At 62.4% G+C, this 22,000-nt stretch carries 22 protein-coding genes; 9 read left to right on the top strand and 13 right to left on the bottom strand.

Going from position 1 to position 22,000, the window contains the following annotated elements; all coding sequences use genetic code 11:
* Nucleotides 1-25 precede the first annotated feature (25 nt).
* Together AC1DWA_RS03785 and AC1DWA_RS03780 are read right to left on the bottom strand one after the other, a co-directional pair.
* The gene (locus AC1DWA_RS03785; RefSeq protein WP_020968573.1) at nt 26-1,705 is read right to left on the bottom strand and encodes an NTF2-like N-terminal transpeptidase domain-containing protein; all 1,680 of its coding nucleotides are present in this window, start codon (nt 1,703-1,705) and stop codon (nt 26-28) included.
* A 107-nt stretch (nt 1,706-1,812) separates the two neighbouring features.
* Nucleotides 1,813-3,630 (bottom strand): penicillin-binding transpeptidase domain-containing protein, encoded by a 1,818-nt coding sequence (locus tag AC1DWA_RS03780; protein ID WP_181447622.1) that lies wholly within the window; start codon nt 3,628-3,630, stop codon nt 1,813-1,815.
* A 96-nt stretch (nt 3,631-3,726) separates the two neighbouring features.
* Between AC1DWA_RS03780 and AC1DWA_RS03775 the strand changes: the two genes are divergently transcribed.
* The gene (locus AC1DWA_RS03775; RefSeq protein ID WP_477846304.1) at nt 3,727-4,281 is read left to right on the top strand and encodes a hypothetical protein; all 555 of its coding nucleotides are present in this window, start codon (nt 3,727-3,729) and stop codon (nt 4,279-4,281) included.
* Between the two features lie 14 nt (nt 4,282-4,295).
* On the opposite strand, the gene AC1DWA_RS03770 is transcribed toward AC1DWA_RS03775, so the two are convergent.
* Together AC1DWA_RS03770 and hpaH are read right to left on the bottom strand one after the other, a co-directional pair.
* Complete coding sequence (locus AC1DWA_RS03770; RefSeq protein ID WP_020906392.1) at nt 4,296-5,096, bottom strand: HpcH/HpaI aldolase family protein; 801 nt, start codon at nt 5,094-5,096, stop codon at nt 4,296-4,298.
* Nucleotides 5,093-5,917 carry a 2-oxo-hept-4-ene-1,7-dioate hydratase gene (gene hpaH, locus AC1DWA_RS03765; RefSeq protein WP_020906391.1) on the bottom strand — a complete coding sequence of 275 codons (825 nt, stop codon included), beginning with the start codon at nt 5,915-5,917 and terminating at the stop codon, nt 5,093-5,095. The genes AC1DWA_RS03770 and hpaH overlap by 4 nt, the downstream gene beginning before the upstream one ends.
* 107 nt (nt 5,918-6,024) lie before the next feature.
* Here hpaH and AC1DWA_RS03760 point away from each other — a divergent pair, with 107 nt between their 5' ends.
* Complete coding sequence (locus AC1DWA_RS03760) at nt 6,025-6,621, top strand: MarR family winged helix-turn-helix transcriptional regulator (protein WP_097387812.1); 597 nt, start codon at nt 6,025-6,027, stop codon at nt 6,619-6,621.
* On the opposite strand, the gene AC1DWA_RS03755 is transcribed toward AC1DWA_RS03760, so the two are convergent.
* Complete coding sequence (locus tag AC1DWA_RS03755) at nt 6,588-7,223, bottom strand: flavin reductase family protein (RefSeq protein ID WP_070386319.1); 636 nt, start codon at nt 7,221-7,223, stop codon at nt 6,588-6,590. The two genes, AC1DWA_RS03760 and AC1DWA_RS03755, sit on opposite strands and share 34 nt — an antisense overlap.
* A complete protein-coding gene (locus AC1DWA_RS03750) occupies nt 7,220-7,675 on the bottom strand; it encodes a VOC family protein (protein ID WP_019747088.1) in 456 nt (151 codons plus the stop codon). The genes AC1DWA_RS03755 and AC1DWA_RS03750 overlap by 4 nt, the downstream gene beginning before the upstream one ends.
* Nucleotides 7,676-7,956: 281 nt before the next feature.
* Here AC1DWA_RS03750 and AC1DWA_RS03745 point away from each other — a divergent pair, with 281 nt between their 5' ends.
* The 3 genes from AC1DWA_RS03745 to AC1DWA_RS03735 all read left to right on the top strand — a co-directional run bounded on the left by AC1DWA_RS03745 (nt 7,957) and on the right by AC1DWA_RS03735 (nt 11,063).
* On the top strand, nt 7,957-9,558 hold the full coding sequence (locus AC1DWA_RS03745; protein ID WP_477846305.1) for an ABC-F family ATP-binding cassette domain-containing protein: 1,602 nt from the start codon (nt 7,957-7,959) through the stop codon (nt 9,556-9,558).
* Nucleotides 9,559-9,609: 51 nt separating this feature from the next.
* Entirely contained in the window at nt 9,610-10,149 is a 540-nt protein-coding gene (locus AC1DWA_RS03740) for a hypothetical protein (RefSeq protein WP_477846306.1), read from the top strand.
* A gap of 143 nt (nt 10,150-10,292) precedes the next feature.
* A complete protein-coding gene (locus tag AC1DWA_RS03735; protein WP_197941750.1) occupies nt 10,293-11,063 on the top strand; it encodes an alpha/beta fold hydrolase in 771 nt (256 codons plus the stop codon).
* An 18-nt stretch (nt 11,064-11,081) separates the two neighbouring features.
* Here AC1DWA_RS03735 and AC1DWA_RS03730 read toward each other — a convergent pair whose 3' ends face one another.
* Together AC1DWA_RS03730 and AC1DWA_RS03725 are read right to left on the bottom strand one after the other, a co-directional pair.
* Nucleotides 11,082-13,160, bottom strand: a complete 2,079-nt coding sequence (locus tag AC1DWA_RS03730) for a heavy metal translocating P-type ATPase (RefSeq protein WP_477846307.1) — start codon at nt 13,158-13,160, stop codon at nt 11,082-11,084.
* Nucleotides 13,161-13,272: 112 nt separating this feature from the next.
* Nucleotides 13,273-13,923: a DUF305 domain-containing protein gene (locus AC1DWA_RS03725; protein ID WP_029254561.1), complete on the bottom strand. Its 651-nt coding sequence runs from the start codon at nt 13,921-13,923 to the stop codon at nt 13,273-13,275.
* A 215-nt stretch (nt 13,924-14,138) separates the two neighbouring features.
* On the opposite strand from AC1DWA_RS03725, the gene AC1DWA_RS03720 reads away from it, so the two are divergent.
* Together AC1DWA_RS03720 and AC1DWA_RS03715 are read left to right on the top strand one after the other, a co-directional pair.
* Nucleotides 14,139-14,852: a response regulator transcription factor gene (locus tag AC1DWA_RS03720; protein WP_019747082.1), complete on the top strand. Its 714-nt coding sequence runs from the start codon at nt 14,139-14,141 to the stop codon at nt 14,850-14,852.
* A complete protein-coding gene (locus tag AC1DWA_RS03715; protein ID WP_416314900.1) occupies nt 14,849-15,955 on the top strand; it encodes a sensor histidine kinase in 1,107 nt (368 codons plus the stop codon). The genes AC1DWA_RS03720 and AC1DWA_RS03715 overlap by 4 nt, the downstream gene beginning before the upstream one ends.
* Here the strand turns inward: AC1DWA_RS03715 and AC1DWA_RS03710 are convergent.
* The gene (locus tag AC1DWA_RS03710) at nt 15,939-16,229 is read right to left on the bottom strand and encodes a YiaA/YiaB family inner membrane protein (protein WP_003945505.1); all 291 of its coding nucleotides are present in this window, start codon (nt 16,227-16,229) and stop codon (nt 15,939-15,941) included. The two genes, AC1DWA_RS03715 and AC1DWA_RS03710, sit on opposite strands and share 17 nt — an antisense overlap.
* Before the next feature lie 180 nt (nt 16,230-16,409).
* Here AC1DWA_RS03710 and AC1DWA_RS03705 point away from each other — a divergent pair, with 180 nt between their 5' ends.
* Nucleotides 16,410-17,618, top strand: coding sequence for a macrolide family glycosyltransferase (locus AC1DWA_RS03705; RefSeq protein WP_113682182.1), 1,209 nt, complete (start codon nt 16,410-16,412; stop codon nt 17,616-17,618).
* A 6-nt stretch (nt 17,619-17,624) separates the two neighbouring features.
* Here AC1DWA_RS03705 and AC1DWA_RS03700 read toward each other — a convergent pair whose 3' ends face one another.
* Nucleotides 17,625-18,071, bottom strand: coding sequence for a hypothetical protein (locus AC1DWA_RS03700; protein ID WP_097387819.1), 447 nt, complete (start codon nt 18,069-18,071; stop codon nt 17,625-17,627).
* A gap of 57 nt (nt 18,072-18,128) precedes the next feature.
* Nucleotides 18,129-19,535, bottom strand: coding sequence for an aminotransferase-like domain-containing protein (locus tag AC1DWA_RS03695; protein WP_166501890.1), 1,407 nt, complete (start codon nt 19,533-19,535; stop codon nt 18,129-18,131).
* 138 nt (nt 19,536-19,673) lie between these two features.
* Here AC1DWA_RS03695 and AC1DWA_RS03690 point away from each other — a divergent pair, with 138 nt between their 5' ends.
* Nucleotides 19,674-20,894: a pyridoxal phosphate-dependent aminotransferase gene (locus AC1DWA_RS03690; protein ID WP_019747078.1), complete on the top strand. Its 1,221-nt coding sequence runs from the start codon at nt 19,674-19,676 to the stop codon at nt 20,892-20,894.
* A gap of 83 nt (nt 20,895-20,977) precedes the next feature.
* On the opposite strand, the gene purQ is transcribed toward AC1DWA_RS03690, so the two are convergent.
* Both purQ and purS read right to left on the bottom strand, forming a co-directional pair.
* A complete protein-coding gene (purQ, locus tag AC1DWA_RS03685; protein WP_019747077.1) occupies nt 20,978-21,655 on the bottom strand; it encodes a phosphoribosylformylglycinamidine synthase subunit PurQ in 678 nt (225 codons plus the stop codon).
* Nucleotides 21,652-21,891, bottom strand: coding sequence for a phosphoribosylformylglycinamidine synthase subunit PurS (gene purS, locus AC1DWA_RS03680; protein WP_003945817.1), 240 nt, complete (start codon nt 21,889-21,891; stop codon nt 21,652-21,654). Before purS ends, purQ begins: the two co-directional genes overlap by 4 nt.
* Between the last annotated feature and the right edge of the window lie 109 nt (nt 21,892-22,000).

Below are 22,000 nucleotides of genomic sequence, written 5' to 3'. Positions count from 1 at the left end.
AGGAATCTACCCGCGGTGCCTGGTACTACTTGTCGGCAGGCTTGCCGAGTTCCTGGAAGAGCTTGTCCGTCATCTGCATTGCTCGATCGCCGCCGTCGGCGTCTGCGACGAACACTGCAAACGCGAAGTCTCCGCGCGATCCGTAGAACCAACGATCGTCACCGCTCGCTGCACCGGCCGCCATCATGTCCGGGTACCCGGCCAGTCCGCCGGCCCCTCGCATGGCGTCGCGCAGACGATTGTTGACGTCGCCGGGCAATGCCGTCGGCGTGACGTCGGCGGTAGCCGGTTGTCCGAAGACCATCATCGGCAGCGGGGCACTGCCGCGGGCGATCGATGCCGCGAGCATCGCCATTCCGAACGGAGTCACTGTCGGCGCGTCCGCGTCGTTGGACGTCTTGTTGGCCATGACGTTGTTCATCGCCTGGTCCACGCCGGGGCGGTTCGCGGCAAGTACTGCCGTCTGCTGATCGAGTCCCTGAATGTGGAAGCCGTTGCCGAGTCCGAGTTGCTGCCCGGTGTCGGCCAACTGTTCGGGTGACACAGATCCGGGGTCGACGCCGTTCTGCATCGACGATGCGAGGCGGACCAAATCGAGGGCGCCGCCGGCCGGGCGCAACCCGGTGAATGCGATCGGGCCCTGTTCGATGGCCTGATTGTTCTGTGCTGCAGCCAGAATGGCGCCGTCCGACGGGCGGATCGCGACGATGGCGGCGGGAGTACCTGCACTGACGACGGCTTCGATCGCAGCGAGTTGAGCGTGCGAGTCGAGGGTTGCGGCGACGTCGGGGCCGGGAGGTCCTTGGAAGCCGGCTTGTTTGATCGGGAATCCGTTGGACTCCACCAGGTTGACCGCCCAACCGGCGGTGGCGTCGCGATTGGCCTGCCACACGGTCCGAAGCGGGTCCAGGAGCGGCGAGTTGATACGACGATCGGAGGCGATCAGCTTGGGTGTCTTGACCACGACGACGCCGGGGATTGCAAAATCGCTTTCCAGGTACGCGTAGTCGGGATCGCGGAGCAGTACGGCGGTGACGGGCTTGCCCGGGTTGGCCGCGAGGTCGGCCAGCATCGACTCCGAGGTCACCAACGGTGCGACGGGTTCGAGAACTGCGGCGAGGCGACGAGTGGTGTCGACGGGGTCCGGCATGGTCGCCGGGTCGAGAGTGATCGCGTTGATGGTCTGCTCGTTCATGAGCAGGGTGCCCGTGCTGTCGACGACCTTCGGCGGCGCAGCGTCGGTGCGGGTGTACGAGACGGTGCGCCCGTTTCCGAGGTCGGGAACCAGGACTGACGGGTCCCAGGACACCCGCCAACCGACGGAAAGATCGCGAACCTCGCCCTGCGACTGGTAGCTCCAGTCCTTGCCTTCGCCGAAGTTCCATGACGCGTCGAGTGTGAAGAGTCCGGAGTCGCTACCCAGATCCATGACCTGAGCGACGTCGAAGTCGGTGGACTTGGCGGCCAGTCCGTCGAACATCTGCTGGATCGAGGGCCGGGCTGCGTTGGGGTACGACGTGAGCGCCGCAGCAGCTTCGGCGTCGTGGTTGTTGAGGGCGGTGACGAAGTCTTCCACCACCGAAGCGGCGTCGGTTTTCTTCTCCCCACCGATGACACATGACGCGAGCGCCACTGTCAGAACGACAGCAGTTATCGAAGCAACGACATATTTTCCACGACGGTTGTGCTGTCCTCCGGGCCCCATGCATGTAACTCTTTACTTCTGTCACACGAGTAACAAGCACGGGATGCCTACGAACGTGTCACGGTTGAGCTACGACGGCGTGATCCAACTGCAACGGAAAACAGGTTTCAGCGCAGAAAAGTGCCCGCTACCTGCACCGCAGGCGAAGAGCTGTCCGCGCCGGCAATGAACACCGCAAATGCGAGATCTCCCTTGATTCCGACAAACCACCCGTGTGCTGGACCACCTTCGGTTTCGGCCGTACCGGTCTTGCCCAGAAGCCCCGGAATGTCCTGCAACGACGTTGCCGTACCGCCTGTGACGGTCTCGCGCATCATCACCCGCAACTGTTCGGTCACCTCGGTGGGCGCGGGTGCCACGGTCTGATCTGCCACGCCGGGCTGTCCCTTGACCAACATCGGCGCGGGTGTCGTCCCGTTGGCGATCGAGGCCGCCACGAGAGCCATCCCGAAAGGCGTGGCGGTCACCGTGCCCTGTCCGATCGCGGACTCGACGCGTTCGGCGGGTGTGTTCGCATCGGGGACGTTGCCCGTCACCGTCGTGAGGCCCGGAGTGACGTAGTCGACGCCAAGCCCGAACTGCAGAGCCGCGTTGTGTAGAGCATCGGCAGGCAGACCGACGGCCATCCTGGCCATGGTGGTGTTGCACGACTTCGCGAACGCGGTGTGCAGCGGAACCGATCCGAGGTCGAACTCGTCGTCGTTGGGGATCTGACGGCCCTCGATGTTCTCGGTACCCGGGCACGCCAGAACGGTGTCCGGTGTAGCGACGCCGGCTTGCAGCGCCGCGGAGGTCGTCACGGTCTTGAACGTGGACCCCGGCGGGTACAGGCCGGTCAACGCAATGGGGCCCTGTGCGTCGGCGGGGGCATTCTGGGCCACCGCCAACACCGCTCCGGTCGACGGCTGTAGCGCTACGATCGCCGCCTGTTGCGTCACCCCGGCGAGCGCGTTCTCGGCGGCGAGCTGCAGTGGTCGGTCGATGGTGGTCGCGATGTTCGGAGCGACCGGCCCGTCTTGGCCGGCGACGGTGGTGACGGTTCCGTTCTGCTTCACCTGCTGCACCGCCCAGCCTGCGGATTTGTCCTGCCCCTCCTGCCACAGATCGGACAGCCCACTGAACGTCGGCGACGCCAAAGTTTTGTCCACCGAGAGCAACCGCGCTTGCGGCGCCAAGCTCACTCCGGGAATCGCCGCCAACCGCTCTTCGATCGGTGCAAGATCCTCGGCACGCAAAGTGATTGCGGTGACCGGCTTCCCGTTCGCCGACGCAAGGTCGCCGCTGAGCGATGCCGCCGTGATCGTCGGTGCGACGGGCGAGAGCAGGGCGGCCACGGCTGCCGTGTCCACCGGAGGAACCGCAGCGGAATCCAGATTGACCAGCGTCACCACCTGTTGCTCCATGATCGGCTGACCCGCCGCGTCCAGCACGGACGGCGGCGCACCGGTCGTGGGCGTGTAGCGCAGAGTGGTCGAGGAGGTCAGGTCCGGGGCCAGCAGCGCCGGGTCCCACTGGATCAGCCAGTTGTCCCCGCTTTTCGACGCGCTTCCCTGCGTCGAGTAGTTCCAGTCCTGACCTTCACCGAACTTCCACGCCGCATCGAGGGTGAACGTCCCCGCAGAATCACCGGACTCGGTGGCGTCGGAGACGGTGAATGTTCCCTCGTCCTTGCCCAGCCCGTCGATCAGAGCCGAAATCGCAGTCGAGGCCGCCGCCGGATCGGTGGTCAGGGCTGCCGCCGCTTGTACGTCATCCGACGTGAGCGCGGAGGCGAACTCCTCTGCCACTGATTTCGGCTGATCAGGGCCAGAACTGCAGGCAACTACCGATCCTGCGGCCAATACCCCCAGAGCCACGGCAGCCACGGGACGACGGAAAGTTCGGAAGCTCTGACGAGCGTGTGAAAGGCGCACGACTCCGATCATGCCCGAATTTGTGGCGCCGGTTCGACTATCGGTGTAATCATGTAATCAGTGCAATAAACGCACGTCATGCTCCACCAGCTTTCCGAGGAGAACGCCATGAAGAACTCACAAAGCTCCGGCGACCGCAGGTTCGGCCGTCCCGGAGGTTGGCAACAAGCATCGGTTCCCGACGCGAGTGATGCGTCCGACTGGTTTGCCGGTCGACTTCCAGATGACTGGTTCACCGGGACCGCCGACGTCCAGGTCGACCGCGAAGAAATCGTCGTGATCGGTGAACTCCCGTCAGTCGACGGTGGCGAGGCCGCCGCGGACGGAAGGATCTCGCGCTTTCGTGAAACCACGCGCGCCGACCGGATGCGCATCGCCGACGAAGCCGAGGCTCGCTACGGACGCAAGGTCGCCTGGGGTGTACGCCTGGACGAAAAGACCGTCCTGTTCACACATCTCGCAGTTCCGGTGATGACACGACTACGTCAGCCCGAACGCAAGGTTCTCGACACCTTGGTGGACGCGGGAGTTGCTCGCTCGCGAGCGGACGCTCTCATGTGGACAGTCCGGTTGGCGGGCAAGCACAGCGAACAATGGCTCACGGAACTCCGCGCAGCAATGTCGAAGGTCGACGATCTTCGGTCCGAAGGCCCGAAAATCTGAGGACCGTGTGATTTTCAGTAGACCGAGACTTCAACTCCACGAGTAGCTTTCGGAGCACGATACCTTTCCAACAAGGTCTCACAGCCTCGAACCAGCACCGCGACGTCGGTCCCGATTGCCACGAATCGACAACCGAGACCGATCGCGAAGTCGGCCACGGCGTCCGACCCCGCCAAAGTTCCCACCGGAACTCCGATTCGTGTGCACTCGTCCACCACGAATCGAAATGCCTCCTGCACCTGCGGATGCAGCGGCTGTCCGAGATGACCCGACGTCGCAGCGAGGTCCGACAAGCCCACAAAGACAGCGTCGATACCGGCTGTGCCCGCAATATCGCCGATGTTCGCCACAGCGCCGGGGGTTTCGATCTGCGCGATGAGAGTTATTCCGTCCGCGGAATTTTCGAGGTAGTCGACATCTCTGTTCCATCGTGAGGCGCGAGCGAGGGCGCTACCGACGCCGCGGTTCCCGAACGGCGGATATCGTGTTGCGGCAACGGCATCCCTCGCCGCTGAACCGGATTCGACCATCGGCAGCAGTAGCGTTCTCACGCCGATGTCCAGAAGTCTCTTGATATCAACGGCGTCGGTGCTCGGCGGGCGCACGATCGGTTCGACCGCATCAGCTGCAACAGCTCGCAACTGATCCGCCACCGACCGGAGGTCGTTCGGACCGTGCTCGGAGTCGATCAACACCCAGTCGAACCCGGCCCCGGCGCATATCTCGGCAGTGACCGCTTCACCGAGCCCGAGCCACAAACCGAGGGCGGGAGCAGTATCGGACCGAAGCGCGACCTTGAACGGCTTGGTTGTCATTGTTCCCCTTGTCCTGTCTCGGCGAACCGACACGAGACGGTGCCGAGCGAGCCGTAGTCGATGTGAAAGGTGTCCCCCGGCTGCGCCTGGATCGGACGGGTGAACGAGCCGGCAAGAATCACGTGGCCGGCTTTCAGTCCGACACCGAGACGTCCGAGTTTGTTCGCGAGCCACGCAACACCGATTGCCGGATGATTCAGGACCGCGGCAGCTACTCCGCTTTCCTCGACAACTGCGTTTCGATAACAGAGCGCTGACACCCAGCGCAGATCGGTCTCGTTCGGTACCACCGGACGCCCACCGAGAATGATTCCGGCGTTCGCTGCATTGTCCGAGATGGTGTCGAACACTGTTCGTGTTCGACCTGATCCCGGGTCGACCTGCACGATCCGCGCGTCGATGATCTCCACCGCCGGAACGACATACCGCGTCGCGTCGAGTACGTCGTACAGTGTGACGCCGGGGCCACTGAGGTCCCGATCGAGGACAAACGCCAGCTCCACCTCCACCCGCGGAACAATGAAGCGCCCATGGGGTATCTCGGAACCGTCGGCAAAGAGCATGTCGTCGAGCAGTACCCCGTGGTCCGGTTCGGTGATGTTCGACGCGCGCTGCATCACCTTCGAAGTCAACCCGATCTTGTGACCGATGATCGTCCTGCCCCTGGCAAGCTTTCTCGCGACCCATGCGGTCTGAATTGCATAGGCGTCGTCGAGGTCCATCTTCGGATATCCGAGTGAGAGCTGTCCGACCTGCACACCGGACAGCTCTGCTTGGTCGAGTTCTTCGGCGGCGGTCCGTATTTGACGTTCAGTCAGCATGACGCTCCTGCTGTCGAGATTTCTGGGGGAGGTGAGTGCAGCGATCCGCGCGCGAGACGCTTCCGCCGCATTGCCGCGGTCGGCCTGCAGACTTGTAAGCTCGATTCGTGGAAGCGACGGGAACAAATGCCGATCGGCGCGGCGCGACAGGAACAAATGCCGAGCGCAGCAAACGGACCGCTGATGAAGCTATGGAACCCGTCCTGGCAATGTTCGACCAGTACGGATCTGCCGACGACCCTGCCGCTGCTCGACTGGGGCTGCTCGCGCTGTGGCTGGCCGACGACATCATCGGTTCGGTGAACCGAAGCCTCGAACCGTTCGAGATTTCTGAACGAAAGCTCGACGTTCTGCTCATCTTTGCCGCTCAGGCGATCAGCGACACAGACGAGCCATACATGCGGCAGACACCGAGCGGCATCTCGGATTACTTCGGGATCTCCCGTGCCAGTGCAACCGGCGTCCTCGACTGGCTCGAGAAGCGCGAATTCGTCGAGCGCACTCGGACCGGGACCGACCGCCGGTCCACTCCCATCCAGATCACGGAAATCGGGAAAGGCACTGTCGCGGAGACGGTTCCTGCCTTCGAAGAGGCTTGCCGTGACCTTCTCGCTCCTCTGTCCGATCGAGACCGAAAAGACCTCGGCCGAATCCTCGGCAAGTGGTGGACTCATTTCAAAGATCCGGACACGACTGAAGGCTGATCGACCCGAGCGAGTCTGAACGGGTCGGAAGTGGTTGTGTACCAACCGCCACCGTGCATTCGCCCCACGAGATCGAGCGAAGCACCGTCGATGTGGCCTCGGCTCGGATCCAACACATGCTCGTCGTCGACATGTGCGGTCGTGATCTCGCCGACCACGATCGATCGCCCGTAGCCGATCGACAACGTCTGTTGTTCCACGCATTCCAACGAAACTGGTGCTCTTGCCAACCGAGGGGGCGCAATGCTCTGTGAAGCAACCAGTTCCAGACCCGCGACAGCCGTTTCGTCGACTGCGGCTGGATAGTCTCCGGCGGTGATATTCATACTCTCGACAGACTCGAGATCTACAAGATTGATCACGAACTCACCTGTGTCGCCGATATTTCGAGCAGTATCCTTCGGAATTCCCTCACGAGCGCCGATCCCGATGCACACGAGCGGTGGCGTTCCCGACATCAGATTGAAGAACGAGAACGGGGCGGCGTTCACCAAGCCCCTGACGTCCACCGTCGTGATCCAGGCTATCGGTCTCGGAACGATGAGGGAGGCGAGGAGGTTGTAGCGAGACTTCGGTGCCATCTCCCCCACGTCGAAAATCATTCGTTCGCACCGGCCGCAGGCTGGGCGCGCAGGCTCTTACGGCATCTGCACAATCCGACCTGGTGGAGTTCGACGAGGTTGCCGGCCGGGTCACGCACGAACAACTGCTTGAGGTCGGGCGAGGCGACGTTGTCCAGAGCAAAGTATTCAACACCGAGCTTGTCCAGTTCACGTTCGGCGGCCCCGATGTCAGCGACCGCGAGCGCTATGTGGTTTTCCACCGGATCCTTGCCCGGCCCCTTGCTGTAGGGCGAAGGTCCGTCGCTACCGAGAAGATGAATCTGCACGTCACTCGGAATATCGAGGAAGTAGCCATGAATACCGGGAATGTGCCAGCGTCCCGCATCCTGGGTCAAATTGAGAACGTCCCGGTAGTAGTCGCGGGTTCGGTCGGCGATGTCATTCCCCATTCCCAACCCGATGTGATGCAACTCGAGTACCTCTACGGCCATGATTTCCTCCCTGATACTTGCTCGAATATTTAGTATGGCAGCCATACCATCTGGCAGGCGTAACAATGCCGATGCGTTTGCCTATTGTCAAGATCACAAGGAGCCGGACTCGAATAACCCATTGCACCGCCAGGTCGACCGCGTTAGCCTGGAACACGAATCATTCCCGACAGAACAGGAAACGGGCCGTTGCTCCTCTAGAGGTTCATCACGCGAAGGCACTCGCACCCATCAGCAATTGCTGAGCCGGGCGCACAGTCCAAGCACCCTCTGGAGTACTCATGACCCAATCCCATTCTTCTCTGTCGCTCTCGGATCTCACCTTCATCTGGCCGGACGGCGAATCAGTCTTTTCCCGCACCAACTTCGTATTCCCCAGTGGCCGTGTCGGTCTCGTGGGACTTAACGGGTCGGGAAAGTCGACTCTGCTGCGATTGATCGCGGGAGAGCTCTCACCGGAATCCGGATCAGTGACCGCTTCCGGCGAGGTCGGCTACCTCCGTCAGGACATCACACTCGATCCGAGTGTTCGGGTGGACGGCATCCTCGGTATCCACGAACTACGAAACGCATTGCACCGCATCGAAACCGGCAACGGATCCGAGTCCGATTTTGCACTCGTCGACAACAACTGGGATATCGAGGAGAGCGCTCTCTCCACCGTGCATCGACTCGGCCTCGAGAAGGTAGTTCCGGATACGGCGGCACTGAGCCGAACCGTCGGCACCCTCTCCGGCGGGGAGACCGTCCTACTCGGCCTGACCGCAACACTGCTGAAGAATCCGCAGGTGCTGCTCCTCGACGAACCGACCAACAACCTGGACCGCGACGCTCGATCACGAGTTCATGCTGCAGTCCAACAGTTTCCGGGAACCGTACTGATCGTCAGCCACGACCGGGAACTGCTCGACACCGCGGAGTACACGGTCGAACTACGTCGGGGGGATCTACGCGTGTTCGGCGGCAACTACTCGCACTACCAGGAGGTCGTGACCGCTGAGCAGGAAAACGCACTCGCCACTGTTCGCGACGCCAAGGCCGATCTGGCGAAGCAGAGCCGCGAGTTGATCGACGCTCGAACAAAGCTGGACCGACGTAAGCGCTATGGGCAGAAGATGTTCGAGAACAAGCGGGTGCCACTGATTATCGCGCAGGAACGAAAACGCCAAGCCCAAGTTTCGGCCGGAAAGCTGGCCCTCAACCATATCGGGAAGGTGGACGAGGCCAAGTCCGCCCTGTCGGAGGCAGAGGAACTCCTTCGAGACGATCGCGAGATTCGCCTGGACCTTCCTGCTACAGAGGTTCATCCGGGGCAGCAGGTTGCGCGGCTCGCCGAGGTGACGTTGCGGAGCGGCCAAGTGGTGTCGCTCCAGATCACCGGGCCGGAGCGGATTGCGCTACTGGGGCGCAATGGAATCGGCAAGACAACGTTGCTCGATGCACTCGCTGCGTCGACTCCGTTCGTAGCCTCTCGTGCGCTCCCCCAACGTCTCGACGTGTTCGACGAGGATCTCTCGGTGGCGGACAACGTCGCTTTGGCCGCGCCACATGCAACAGCCGAGGAAATTCGTGGGCAGTTGGCACGGTTCCTTTTCCGGGGAGCGGATTCCGACGTGTTGGCTTCTGCGCTCTCCGGCGGTGAACGATTGCGCGCGGCGTTAGCGACGATCCTTCTCGCCGAACCCGCGCCCCAGCTGCTTCTTCTCGACGAGCCGACCAACAACCTGGACCTACCGAGTCTCACCCACCTCACGCAGGCACTTTCCGATTTCCGCGGTGCCATGGTGGTGGTGAGTCACGATCTGCCGTTCCTGCGCGACATCGGCATAACGCGGTGGATCAGCATGGACGAGAATGGTATTCAGGACATCGATCCCGAGTAGGCCGACGGTTGACGCTATCGGTGCGAGACGGTCTGGACTTACTGTGGGGCGATGTGCCTTCACCTCGACGCAACCGCCGCGCTGTCGATCGCAGGTTGGGTTCGCGAAGAACCTACTCGATCGGCCTCTGCCCCAGTTCCGCAACCGCTGGTCGGCGTTTGTGATCAACTCCTCGTGTGGGCGAGTTCGTTCTCCGTACTTGCCAGTTCCGACGACCAGGTGTGGTTTCTCTCGGCGGAGAACTATGCCGGTGGAGTCGGCGTCAGTGATGAGGCGTTTCCTTGGAATGCGTTCCGGCACGAGAGCCTGGCGGTCGCTTCCGGGCCGGCTGAGCGCGCGGCGATCAACGCCTTCTGGTCCACTCACCTCCCGGTTCTGCTGTCGGTACGCAATGGGTACGAGTACCTGGCGCTCGCACCGGACGGTCAGGTTGTCCGTGGGGGAGAGCCTGAGTTCGAGGAGGTCACCGTAGTTGCCACTGATTTCGAGGCTCTGCTTCGGGGCATAGGCGCAGGCGTCAGCACGGCAGACCCCTTCACCGATGCACTGCTTGGAACGGTGGGTACTGCCCGGCCGGGCAGTGACCGGTAGCTCTGAGGGAGGCCGAGTTGATTGCTCGACTGGTCGTGAAAGTTCACGGCATCCGTCGGAATGGCTCCGGACGACTACTCGAGTTCGTGTGCGCAGTAGCTGGCACCCATACTGGACGGGTGTTGCACGACGTGAGAAATCCGGTGGACGGTGCGCGGATCACCTATCAGATCGTGGGCGATGGCCCACCCCTGTTGATGGTGCACGGCACAGCGTTGTCGCGCTCCATCTGGCGTGGCTTCGGGTACGTCAAGGCGCTCCAGGAACAGTATCGTCTGATCCTCGTCGACATGCGGGGTCACGGACGCAGTGACAAACCACACGACTCCGATTCGTATGCAATGGATCTGGTGGTCGGCGACCTCCTGGAGATCCTCGACACGGAGTCTCCGTTCGAACCGGCTCACGTCCTCGGATACTCGTTCGGCGGGCGCTCGGTGATGTCGCTGACCGTCGAGCACTCCGAACGGGTGCGATCGCTGACCGTCGGGGGCGGTAGTAGCCGGCCGATGACGGGGGCGTTCGACGCATTGTTCTTCCCAGGCTGCATCGACGCACTCGAAAGCGGCGGTATCGAGGGGTTTCTGAGCGGTTGGGGCGCGAGGCGCGGCAAACCGGTGGATCCACAGACTGCGACTGCCTTTCGAATCAACGATGCCCTCGCACTCGCGGCCTACATGCGCCGGGCCGAGAAGGAGCAGGGCATCGACGACGCCGTGCTTCAACGGATCACCACACCGGCGTTGTTGTTCGTCGGATCGAGAGATCGCGAGCGCCTGCCGGATACCGAGCATCTCGCGTCGCTGATCCCGGACAGTGCCTTGACTGTGATCGAGGGGGCTGATCACGCGAGCGCAGTCGCGGACTCCGAAGCTGTGCTGCGTGCGCTCGTTCCGTTCCTGAGCCGACAGTAGTCCGCCTTCATCCGCTCACTACTGCGGTGTGAGCACTCTCGACTCGAACGCGGTCACCGGTGGTTGCCGCAAGTCCAAGCGTCGCAGCAACTGGGCATTCGCGGCAACGACCACAGTGGATACCGACATCAGGATTGCTCCGACCTCCATCGGCAGCACAAACCCGACGGGCGCCAGTACTCCCGCAGCGAGGGGAACCGAGATCGCGTTGTATCCCGCTGCCCACCAGAGGTTCTGAACCATCTTGCGGTAGGTGACGCGGGACAGCTCGATGACCGAGCTCACCGAACGCGGATCATCGCTGGCCAGAACAACTCCCGCCGATGCGATCGCCACGTCGGTTCCGGCACCGATCGCGATACCCACATCCGCCTGGGCGAGTGCCGGCGCATCGTTGACCCCGTCACCGACCATCGCCACGCGGTGGCCCGCAGCCTGAAGCCGAGATACCTGCGCGCCCTTGTCCTGAGGAAGCACTTCGGCGAAAACTTCGTCGATCCCGAGCCTGCGAGCCACCGAATCGGCCACGGCCTCCGCGTCTCCGGTGACCATGGCCACTCGAACACCGCGAGCATGGAGGGCGTCGACGGCCAATGCTGATTCCGGGCGAATCTCGTCGGCCAATGCCAATGCGCCGATTACCTTCTCGTCACGCACTACATGCAGGACCGTCGACCCGTCACTGAGCCACTCTTCGGTCCCCGGGATCGCTGTGGCCCCGACCGATCTCAACATCCCCGGTCCGCCGACACCGACGCGTGCGCCGCCGACGTCCGCAGCAACCCCGATTCCGTTGTGCGCCTGAAAGTCGGAACCCGAAGTGAATTCGAGCGACAACTCCCGCGCTGCTGCGACGACGGCGCGCCCGAGTGGATGTTCGCTGTCGAATTCGACGGCAGCTGCTGCGCTGAGAACTTCGTCGTCGGAGTACCCGTCGACGCCGCGCACACCGACCACTGCGGGCTCCCCCTTGGTGAGAGTGCCGGTCTTGTCGAAGAGAACGGTGTCTACGTTGCGCATCGCCTCGAGGGCCATGCGGTCGGTGATCAGAATCCCGGCCCGAGCTGCTCGTTCCGTCGCGATGGAGACGACCAGCGGAATCGCCAACCCGAGCGCGTGCGGGCAGGCGATCACCAGAACGGTGATCGTCCTGGTGACTGCGCTCTCCGGTGTGCCCCAGATACTCCAGGCGATCGCGGTCAGCACTGCCGCGCCCAGTGCGTACCAGAACAGCAGAGCAGCGGCCTTGTCCGCCAACACCTGAGCACGACTCGACGAGTTCTGCGCCTGTTCGACCAGGCGCCGAATACCGGCGAGCGCGGTGTCTTCTCCCACAGCGGTGACTCGAAGCCGAAGTGCCGAGTCGGTGGCTACGGTGCCGGCCACCACCTGATCTCCGACAGTCCGGCGGACGGTCTTCGACTCGCCCGTGATCATGGATTCGTCCATGTCGGCACTGCCCTCGACGACCGTTCCGTCCGAGGGAACGCGGGCGCCGGGACGAACTATCACCAGGTCGCCGGTGGCCAGAGCTGCGGTGGGCACGGTTTCCACCGACTCCCCCACCACCCGTTCGGCCTCGTCGGGCAGCAAAGCGGCAAGCGAATCCAAGGCGCTCGATGTCTGACTGAGCGAACGCATCTCGATCCAGTGACCCAACAACATGATCACGATCAGAAGCGCGAGCTCCCACCAGAAATCAAGAGTGTGATCCACCCAGTGCAGACTTGCAGCCCAAGAAGCGAAGAAGGCAACGGTGATGGCAAGTGCGATCAGAAGCATCATTCCGGGTTGCCGAGAACGTATTTCGGCGACAGCGCCGGTGAGGAACGGCTTGCCTCCCCAGAAGTACATCACGGTGCCGAGTACCGGTGAGATCCATTCCACCAGAGAGTTTTCCGGCAATGTGTACCCGACCAGATCAGCGAACATCGCATCTGCCGCAACAACCGGAACTGCGATTACCAGCATGACTGCGAACAACGTCCGGAACTGTGCGACATGATCCGCGTGACCACCGTGTGCACCGTGCTCCATCTGGCTATGGTCCATCGCGCTATGGTCCGTCTCGCTATGGTCCATCTGACTGTGATCCATGTGGCGGTCATCCCCTCGCGTGTGATTTCGGCACTGCAGCGGTCAAACCATCAGCCTCGAACGTATGCCCGACTCGGCCACCGAGCAAGGTCACGCGGCCGAGGTCAACCGTTCATTTCTCCTTCAACATCGCTTCCATCTGAGTGATTTCCGCCTGCTGACCGGCAATGATCGCTTCTGCCATCTTTTCCGCCGATGGATCGAGCCCGTTGTCGAGTTCGGTCTGGGACATGGTGATGGCACCCTTGTGGTGCTCGATCATCATCGTCAGCCACAACTTGTCGAACTCCGCGCCACTGGCGTCGGTGAGGGCGGTCATGTCGTCGGCCGACATCATGCCCGGCATCTCGGCCATCCCGACGCCGTGTCCCGCATGCGCCGAATCATCCATGCCCTCCATCGAACTCGACGAAGGATCGGGGCGTCCCCACTTCGTCAGCAATTCCGTCATCTGAGCCATTTCCGGGCCTTGCGCTGCCTCTATCTGCGCTGCAAGAGAGAGAAGTTCGGCATTGTCGGTTCGACCGTCGACCATTCCGGCCATGTCCAATGCCTGCGCGTGATGCGGGTACATCCCTTCGAGAAACTCGATGTCGGCAGCATTGACACCCGCAGGAATCTCCGACTGTGCTGCGACGCTGGTTGTTTCGGAAGAATGGTTGACGCTCTCCCCGGAGTTGTCCGAGCATCCGGCAATCAACAGTGCTGCCGCTGCCACAACCGGTACGAACCGTGCGGCGCTCTTCCTGACCGTCAAAGACATGTTTCACTCCCGAGAATTGATTCTGTTCGATATGCGCTGCACCACAATTGATTTGACAACAATGCTGCACATGCACAGTTGCCACGTTACCGGCGAAAATCCGCCTCGAAGCCCGATAACCGGCCCAAACAGGCTTCCTTCATCGAATCTTCACAGTCGAGCGGAAACCACCACACGACAGCAATGCAGACACACAGTCGACTAACCTCGGTTTGATGAGCGCCGAACTACGACCTGGTGAGGAACCGGGGCGTGTTCTTGTCGTCGACGACGAGACTGCCCTCGCGAAGGTTGTCGCCAACTATCTGACACGCGAAGGATTCACCGTTCGCCTCGCCCACGACGGGCCGAGCGCAGTACGTTCGGTGCGCGAATTCGAGCCCGCGCTGATCGTGCTCGATCTGATGCTCCCGGGCTTCGACGGCATGGAAGTCTGCCGACGAATCCGCACCTTCTCGGACGCGTACATCCTGATGCTCTCCGCCCGCGGTGAAGAGTCGGACAAGGTGACGGGTCTGGCGGCCGGCGCGGATGACTACGTGGTCAAGCCCTTCGGCCCCCGCGAGTTGGTTGCGCGAGTGAAAGCTCTGCTCAGACGGCCACGCGCGTCGAGTTTGCTGCCGAAAGTGCTGCCAACGCCTCCCGGACTCGACATCGACGTCCTGGCCCGCACGGTCCGTGTCGACGACAACCTGGTCGATCTGACCCCCACCGAGTTCACCCTGTTGTCCGCGCTCGCATCCCGACCCGACGCAGCCTGGAGTCGGGCCGAGATCATCGCCTCGGTGTGGGGGTCGTCCTGGTTCGGGGACCAGCACATCGTCGACGTCCATGTCCGTGCATTACGCCGCAAACTCGGCGACGACGCGACCGATCCGCGGTTCATCAGAACCGTCAGGGGCGTCGGATACTCACTGAGGTCGTCATGAACGCGGTCGTCATGAAAAAACTCGGCCTACGCGGAAAACTACTGCTCGCGCAGCTTGTCGTCCTGTTCGTCGCCTGCCTCGTAATCGCCGCCGTTGCCATCGCCGTCGCTGCCCCGCTCTTTCACAACCACCTCATGATGGCCGGCATCGAAGACTCGAATGTCCGCACCCACACCGAAGAAGCATTCGCTCAGACCATGACCATTGCACTGTTGTGCGGGATCGTGGTCGCGCTGGTGGGCGCAGGCATCGCCGCGGTCTACATCGTCCGACGCGTCACGGCACCGATCACCATGCTGGCAGAGGCGGCGCAAAGCGTCGCCGACGGGAACTTCGACGTGACTATCGGCAGGTCCGACGTAGATGCCGATTTCACGCGTCTCGAAACGGCATTCGCCGACATGGCTGCACGCCTTGATCATTCGGATCGGGTCCGCAAACGACTGCTTGCCGACCTTGCCCACGAATTGCGCACTCCGGTATCGACTTTGGCTGCGTACGTGGACGGCATCGAGGACGGAGTTGTGCCGGCAGATCCTTCGTCGTGGTCGGTGATGCGCGATCAACTCGAACGTCTGCGTCGGCTGTCGTGCGATCTGGCGGACGTCTCCGCTGCCGACGAACACGCTCTCGTACTCGATCGCCGGACCGAGAATCTCGACGACATCGTCTGCAGCGCAACGGCAGCAGCGGGGCCACGTTTTGCCGATCGTGGAGTCGAATTGACAACCGCCCTACCTCCGCAACCGATCACGGCCGAGGTCGATCGCCAACGAATCGAACAGATCCTCGCCAACCTGCTCGAAAACGCGTTGCGGCACACTCCAACCGGAGGTTCGGTGACGGTGACACTCGCACGGGAAGGTGACCACCTCACGGTGTCCGTCACCGATACCGGTGACGGAATTCCCGCAGACCAACTCGAATCCGTCTTCGACCGTTTCCATCGCGGTGATCGATCCGACGGCTCTGGTTTGGGACTGACCATTGCGAGGAGCCTCGCGCTGGCGCATGGCGGCAACCTGACGGCCCGCCGCAACGAGCAGCCGCTCGGCAGCACGCTCGTCCTCACTGTGCCGATGGGACTCAGGCAGCTGCCTTGAACGGATCGTGCTCGGCGATCAACTTCTCGAGTCGAGCCTCGTCCACTCGAACCCTGACGGTAGACGCCTCCTGCTGATCACGAATCACCTTGGCCAACGTGAACGTACTGGTGACCAAGAACAGCAAGGACATTCCGAGAAATCCGCGTTGCCACGCATCGATCGGAAGATACGCAATTCCGAGGAGGGTGCCGACAAAACTGACGGCAAAGGCTATTCCGGCCTGCAGATAGAAGGCTGCAGTGGTCTTCGAAGGTGTTGTCGGTGTGCTCATGCTTCGAAGTCTGCTCGCCCATCCCGGCACTCGGATGCGTAGTCCTACTCGAGTGCGCACGGTACTTCCCCGGCAAAAATCAGATGCCGTTACCCATCCTGGTGGATAGTCTCGGTCCGGTATCCGGAGTTGTTCCAGAACAGTTGTTGTTCGACAACAGTCAGACGGCAGGAGTGATCGATGACCCGCAGACATATCGCCATGGTGAGCATTCCGGCACCTGGCCACGTCAATCCAAGCCTGGCGATCATCGCGCGTCTCGTCGCCGCCGGTCACCGCGTCACCTACGCCAACGACGAGTCGATGCGCGAGGTCATCGAGGCGACCGGGGCCGAATTCGCACCGTACGTCTCCACGCTGCCCAGCCTCGTTCCTTCCCCTGACGGCGCCGAACCGGAGAAGAGTTGGGATGGGGATCTGATCGATCAGTTGACGATTTTCCAGGACGACTACGAGGCGATGCTGCCGCAGCTGCGCCAAATCTACGACGACGACCGTCCCGACCTCTTTCTCTACGACATCGCCGGGATCCCCGCGCGAATACTGGCTCAGCAGTGGAATGTTCCCATCATCCAGTTGTCGCCGACGTATGTTGCCTGGGACGGCTACGAAGCCGACGCCGCACCGATGTACGACGAGATTCGTTCCGATCCGAGAGGCGTCGACCTGCTCGATCGGGAGGCCCGGTTCTTCCGCGCCGAAGGCGTCGAGGTCGATCCGCGTGAGTTCACCGGACGCCCACCCCGTGCAATCGTGCTGATCGCAGAATCGATGCAGCCCAACGCCGATCGCGTGAACCGCGACGTCTACACGTTCGTCGGCCCCGCACTCGAACCGAGCAATCAACCCTGGGTGAACCCGGATCCCGAACGCAAGCTTGTGTTGATTTCGCTGGGTTCAGCCTTCACCGATCATCCGGATTTCTATCGCACCTGCGTCGAGGCTTTCGGCCCGATGGACGGCTGGCACGTCGTCCTCCAGATCGGAAAGCAGGTGCAGATCTCGGATCTCGGACCACTGCCCGACAACGTCGAAATACACCGATGGGTACCGCAGTTCGCGATTCTGCAGCAGGCCGACGCGTTCGTGACCCACGCGGGTATGGGCGGATCCAGCGAGGGACTCGTGACCGGCACGCCCATGATCGCGGTGCCGCAAGCCGTCGATCAGTTCGGCAACGCCGACTCGCTCGTCGACGCCGGTGTCGCAGTACGCGTCGACGGCGCTACCGTCACGCCAGTAGAGCTTCGTGAGGCGCTGACCCGGGTGAGCTCGGACGAGTTCCGCCGACGCAGTGCAGAGTTGGCAAAAGAACTCGCAGCGGCGGGCGGTGTATCTCGTGCCGTCGAGTTGATCGAGGCCGCCCTGCCAGACAGCGGGCGGCGGTAGTGGTGGCTACCAGTGCCAGGCGTCGCCGCCCACGTTCTTGATGGTTCGCTGCAGAACCGTGATGGTGGTGACGAATTCTTCTTCGCTGATTCCCTGCATCCGCTCTTCCTGCAGCATCTGCTGTACCCGCGCGGCGCGATCGAACTGCTGGGAGCCCGCATCAGTAGGGAGAAGGACAGACTCGTCTTCACGCGCCCAGCCCAGGTCGAGAGCAGAGTCGACGGCCGCGTCGATCACGTCAGTTGATTCGTTCGGACCGATCGTTCGCAGGAGGACAGCTCGCTCCACCCCTTCAGGGTGCAGCGAAAGTTGGTGCAGGACCCACCACCCCGGCTGGGTCACGCCGATTGCTTCGAGCGCTCCGCGCGTGCGCGCGCGAATCGCTTCACCGGCGCGCGCTGTCCAGAATCCGATCGGCTGATTGGCCGGTGGCTGCATCGCTTGTTTGTTCATGGACACGACGATAAAACCTCAACGGAAGTTCAGGTCAACCACCAGCGAGGTGAAGTTCTACATATGTTGTGTGATTGCTCGGCCGATGATGCGGGCGGCGTCGGGGAACTCACCCGGGTTCGGTCCGGCGTAGTTGAGCCGCAGGAACTTTCCGGTCGGTTCTGCCGGGAACCAATCGTCACCGGCCCCGACGATGACGCCGGCCGACCGGCAGTCCTGCACGACACGTTCGAGATTCGTGGTGTCCGGGAGCCGAAGCCAGAGGTTGAGTCCGCCTTGCGGTACAGCGTCGAGGTGAGCGTCCGGCGCATGCTCGCGCAGACTCGACACGAGGAGGTCGCGTCTGGCCTCGAGTTGCTGACGAAGCCGGCGCAAGTGCGTACGCCAGGCCGGTTGGGTCACGACGTCGAGCGCTACCGCTTGCAGCATCCCACTGACATACATCGAATCTGCCTGTGTATCAGCAAGAATCCGCTCGTAGGCCGGCCCTCGGGCGATCAATCCGGCAACTCGCACCGATGGCGACACGCTCTTGGTCAGTGCACGAAGGTAGACGACGTGTCCGCTGTCGTCGCGTGCAGCGATGGGGCTGGGATCTGCGGTGATTCCGAAGTCGAGCGCCGAACTGTCCTCGATGAGGAAGGCGCCGTGCCGACGGACGGTGTCGAGAACCTTGTCAGCCAACGACGGCGACCACAGTGCTCCCGTCGGGCTCGCGAAGCTCGGTTGTGCGTAGAACGCACGGGCACCGGTCTGTTCGAATGCACGCGAAAGCTCTTCGGGATCAGGACCGTTGGCGCCGCTGGAGATCGGAATGACCGTGACTCCGGCCTGCGCGGCAGCCAGGATCGCACCCCAGTAGGTCGGCGATTCCATGAGCAACGGACGCCCCTCCCCCACCAGCGCACGGAAGGACGTCGCAAGCCCACCCTGACTGCCGGGAAGTACAACCACGTCGTTCGGCCCGGGCGGAGTGATCCCGGCGGGAGTTGCGGAACCCAATTCGGAGGCAAACCAGGACTGCAGTTCCGGAAGCCCGGCGGCGAGGGGCCGATTGAACACGGCGTCGGTTCGCGTCGCCCTGGTGAAGGCTGCACGAACCAGACCTTCGGGCAAGAGCTCTCGGGCCGGATAGCCGGAATGCAGCGCGATCACGTCGTTGGAGGTGGACTGCAGCGCAATAGGAAGCTGCAGACGATAGTTCGGCGATCCGAGCGCCGCGGTCTGCCACCCGTAGTCGTTGGGTCGCACGACGCGTGCGGCGCGTACGAAGGTCCCCACACCGGGACGAGCCTCCACAACCCCCTGAGATACCAGCGTTCGCAGCGCCTTCTGCACGGTGACCGGGCTCGCCCCGTGCAGGCTCACGAGCGACCGAGTGGACGGAAGCTTCGCGCCTGGAGGTGCCGTCGCGATCCATTCGCGCAAGGCTGCGACAATCCTCGAACTGCTATCATTGGACATGTCGAATCATAGTAGCGCTACTCCCCTCTCGCCGCTAGCGCTATCGCGAATCAATGTCCGTTTCCAGACCGAACACTGAGGCGCCCTTCTCATCTGAAACACAACTCGCCCACCCGAACCGGAGAGGTACGTAACCGCGTGAACACACCCATCGATCAGGCCCGCAAGCTCGAGAATGTCAGGTACGACATCAGAGGGCGAATTCTCGACAAGACCGAAGAACTCGAGGATCAGGGACACACGATCCTGCGACTCAACGTCGGCAATCCGGCCCCCTTTGGATTCGAAGCACCGGACGAAATCATGATGGCCATGATCCGCAATCTCCCTACCGCCCAGGGATATTGCGATTCTCGCGGACTGTATTCGGCGCGCACCGCGGTGGTCCAGTACTACCAGACGCGGGGTATCACCGACGTCACCGTCGACGAGATCTATCTCGGAAACGGCGTCTCCGAACTGATCACGCTGACGATGCAGGCGCTCTGCAATCCCGAGGACGAGATCCTGATTCCCGCTCCCGACTACCCCTTGTGGACGGCTTCGGTTTCACTTGCCGGCGGCACGCCGGTTCACTACCTCACCGATGAAAGCCAGGGCTGGGCACCGGACTTCGACGATCTGGAAGCCCGGATCTCTCCGCGCACCCGAGGGATTGTCGTCATCAATCCCAACAATCCGACGGGCGCCGTCTACTCGACGGAGGTGCTGCAACGCTTCGTCGACATTGCCCGCAAGCATGACCTGATGCTCTTCGCCGACGAGATCTACGAGAAGATCGTCTACGACGGCCGATCCATGACAAACCTTGCGTCGATGACCGGGCGAGACGTTTTGTGTCTGACGTACTCGGGGCTGTCCAAGGCCTACCGCGTCTGCGGGTTCCGAGCCGGATGGCTGGCCATCACCGGACCACTCGAGCGGGCGTCGAGTTTCATCGAAGGCATCAAACTGCTGGCCAACATGCGAATGTGTGCCAATGTGCCGGCGCAGCACGCGATCCAGACCGCACTCGGCGGACGCCAGTCCATCGAGGACCTCCTGCTCCCGCAAGGTCGACTGACAGCACAGCGCGATCTCGCGCACAGCACGCTCAACAGCATCGACGGGATCAGCTGTCAGCAGGCCGACGGCGCGCTGTATCTGTTCCCGAAGCTCGACGTCGACAAGTTCGGCATCGTCGACGACGAGAGGTTCGTTCTCGATCTACTGGAATCGGAGAAGATTCTGGTCAGTCACGGCCGCGCGTTCAATTGGATCGAACCCGACCACTTTCGGTTGGTGACTCTGCCGAACACCGACGACCTCGCGACCGCCCTCGAGCGTCTCGGCAACTTCCTCAGTTCCTACAGCCAGTAACCCGAGAACCGGGACGCCCCCACAAACGACTGAACGCCGACCGGATTTCCGGTCGGCGTTCAGTGGTGAAAATCAGCAGGCGATCAGGCAGTGACGATCGCGTCGAGTGCCGAGTAGAACAAGCCGAGTCCGTCGTCACTCGGTCCGGTGAGAGCCTCGGTGGCGTGCTCGGGGTGCGGCATCAACCCGACGACGCGGCCGTTGGCGGAAGATATACCGGCGATACGACGCTGCGAACCGTTGGGGTTCTCCTCCGAGTAGCGGAAGACGACGCGACCTTCACCCTCGAGTTCGTCGAGAACATTTTCGGAAGCCTGGAAGCGACCTTCACCCGACTTGAGCGGGATGAGGATCTGGGCGCCGGCCTCGTAACGTGAGGACCAAGCCGTGTTGTTGGCTTCGACCGTCAACCACTCGTCGCGGCAGATGAAGTGCAGACCCTGGTTACGGGTCAGGGCACCGGGGAGCAAACCTGCTTCGCAGAGGATCTGGAAACCGTTGCAGATGCCCAGGACCGGCATGCCGCCCTTGGCTGCTTCGACAACCTTGCCCATCGCGGGAGCAAAACGTGCGATCGCGCCGCAACGAAGGTAGTCGCCGTAGGAGAATCCGCCGGGAACGACAACCGCGTCGACACCCTTGAGGTCTGCGTCGCCGTGCCAGAGTTCGACAGCTTCACCGCCGGCCAGGTTGATGGCCCGAGCAGCATCGATGTCGTCGAGCGTGCCCGGGAACGTGATAACCCCGATACGTGCGCTCATGCCTCGACGCGCCTGACGGTCCAATCCTCGATCACCGTGTTGGCCAGCAGGCCTTCGGCGATCTTCTCGAGTTCGGCGTCTTCGACACTGCCGTCGATCTCCAACTCGAACCGCTTGCCCTGACGGACATCGGATACTCCTGCAAAGCCCAGGCGAGACAGTGCCCCGACAATTGCCTGTCCCTGGGGGTCGAGAATCTCGGCCTTGGGCATGACTTCGACGACGACACGGGCCACGTGCTGCTCCTCGGTACTAGTGCGCGAACCCGGAGTGAAACGCTCGGGTGATGGCCAGTTTACCGGGCGCACCCGAGATGGTTCGCATCGAGTGATCGGGGCGTGACGG

Source organism: Rhodococcus sp. P4_F3_2 (assembly GCF_056401335.1).
This window is presented reverse-complemented; position numbering and strand designations above follow the sequence as displayed.

Bases quoted from the DNA above. Each gene is read 5' to 3' on its own strand.
- AC1DWA_RS03785 (WP_020968573.1), bottom strand. From the start codon at position 1,705: ATGGGGCCCGGAGGACAGCACAACCGTCGTGGAAAATATGTCGTTGCT.
- AC1DWA_RS03780 (WP_181447622.1), bottom strand. From the start codon at position 3,630: ATGATCGGAGTCGTGCGCCTTTCACACGCTCGTCAGAGCTTCCGAACT.
- AC1DWA_RS03775 (WP_477846304.1), top strand. From the start codon at position 3,727: ATGAAGAACTCACAAAGCTCCGGCGACCGCAGGTTCGGCCGTCCCGGA.
- AC1DWA_RS03770 (WP_020906392.1), bottom strand. From the start codon at position 5,096: ATGACAACCAAGCCGTTCAAGGTCGCGCTTCGGTCCGATACTGCTCCC.
- hpaH (WP_020906391.1), bottom strand. From the start codon at position 5,917: ATGCTGACTGAACGTCAAATACGGACCGCCGCCGAAGAACTCGACCAA.
- AC1DWA_RS03755 (WP_070386319.1), bottom strand. From the start codon at position 7,223: ATGATTTTCGACGTGGGGGAGATGGCACCGAAGTCTCGCTACAACCTC.
- AC1DWA_RS03750 (WP_019747088.1), bottom strand. From the start codon at position 7,675: ATGGCCGTAGAGGTACTCGAGTTGCATCACATCGGGTTGGGAATGGGG.
- AC1DWA_RS03745 (WP_477846305.1), top strand. From the start codon at position 7,957: ATGACCCAATCCCATTCTTCTCTGTCGCTCTCGGATCTCACCTTCATC.
- AC1DWA_RS03740 (WP_477846306.1), top strand. From the start codon at position 9,610: ATGTGCCTTCACCTCGACGCAACCGCCGCGCTGTCGATCGCAGGTTGG.
- AC1DWA_RS03730 (WP_477846307.1), bottom strand. From the start codon at position 13,160: ATGGATCACAGTCAGATGGACCATAGCGAGACGGACCATAGCGCGATG.
- AC1DWA_RS03725 (WP_029254561.1), bottom strand. From the start codon at position 13,923: ATGTCTTTGACGGTCAGGAAGAGCGCCGCACGGTTCGTACCGGTTGTG.
- AC1DWA_RS03720 (WP_019747082.1), top strand. From the start codon at position 14,139: ATGAGCGCCGAACTACGACCTGGTGAGGAACCGGGGCGTGTTCTTGTC.
- AC1DWA_RS03715 (WP_416314900.1), top strand. From the start codon at position 14,849: ATGAACGCGGTCGTCATGAAAAAACTCGGCCTACGCGGAAAACTACTG.
- AC1DWA_RS03710 (WP_003945505.1), bottom strand. From the start codon at position 16,229: ATGAGCACACCGACAACACCTTCGAAGACCACTGCAGCCTTCTATCTG.
- AC1DWA_RS03705 (WP_113682182.1), top strand. From the start codon at position 16,410: ATGACCCGCAGACATATCGCCATGGTGAGCATTCCGGCACCTGGCCAC.
- AC1DWA_RS03700 (WP_097387819.1), bottom strand. From the start codon at position 18,071: ATGAACAAACAAGCGATGCAGCCACCGGCCAATCAGCCGATCGGATTC.
- AC1DWA_RS03695 (WP_166501890.1), bottom strand. From the start codon at position 19,535: ATGTCCAATGATAGCAGTTCGAGGATTGTCGCAGCCTTGCGCGAATGG.
- purQ (WP_019747077.1), bottom strand. From the start codon at position 21,655: ATGAGCGCACGTATCGGGGTTATCACGTTCCCGGGCACGCTCGACGAC.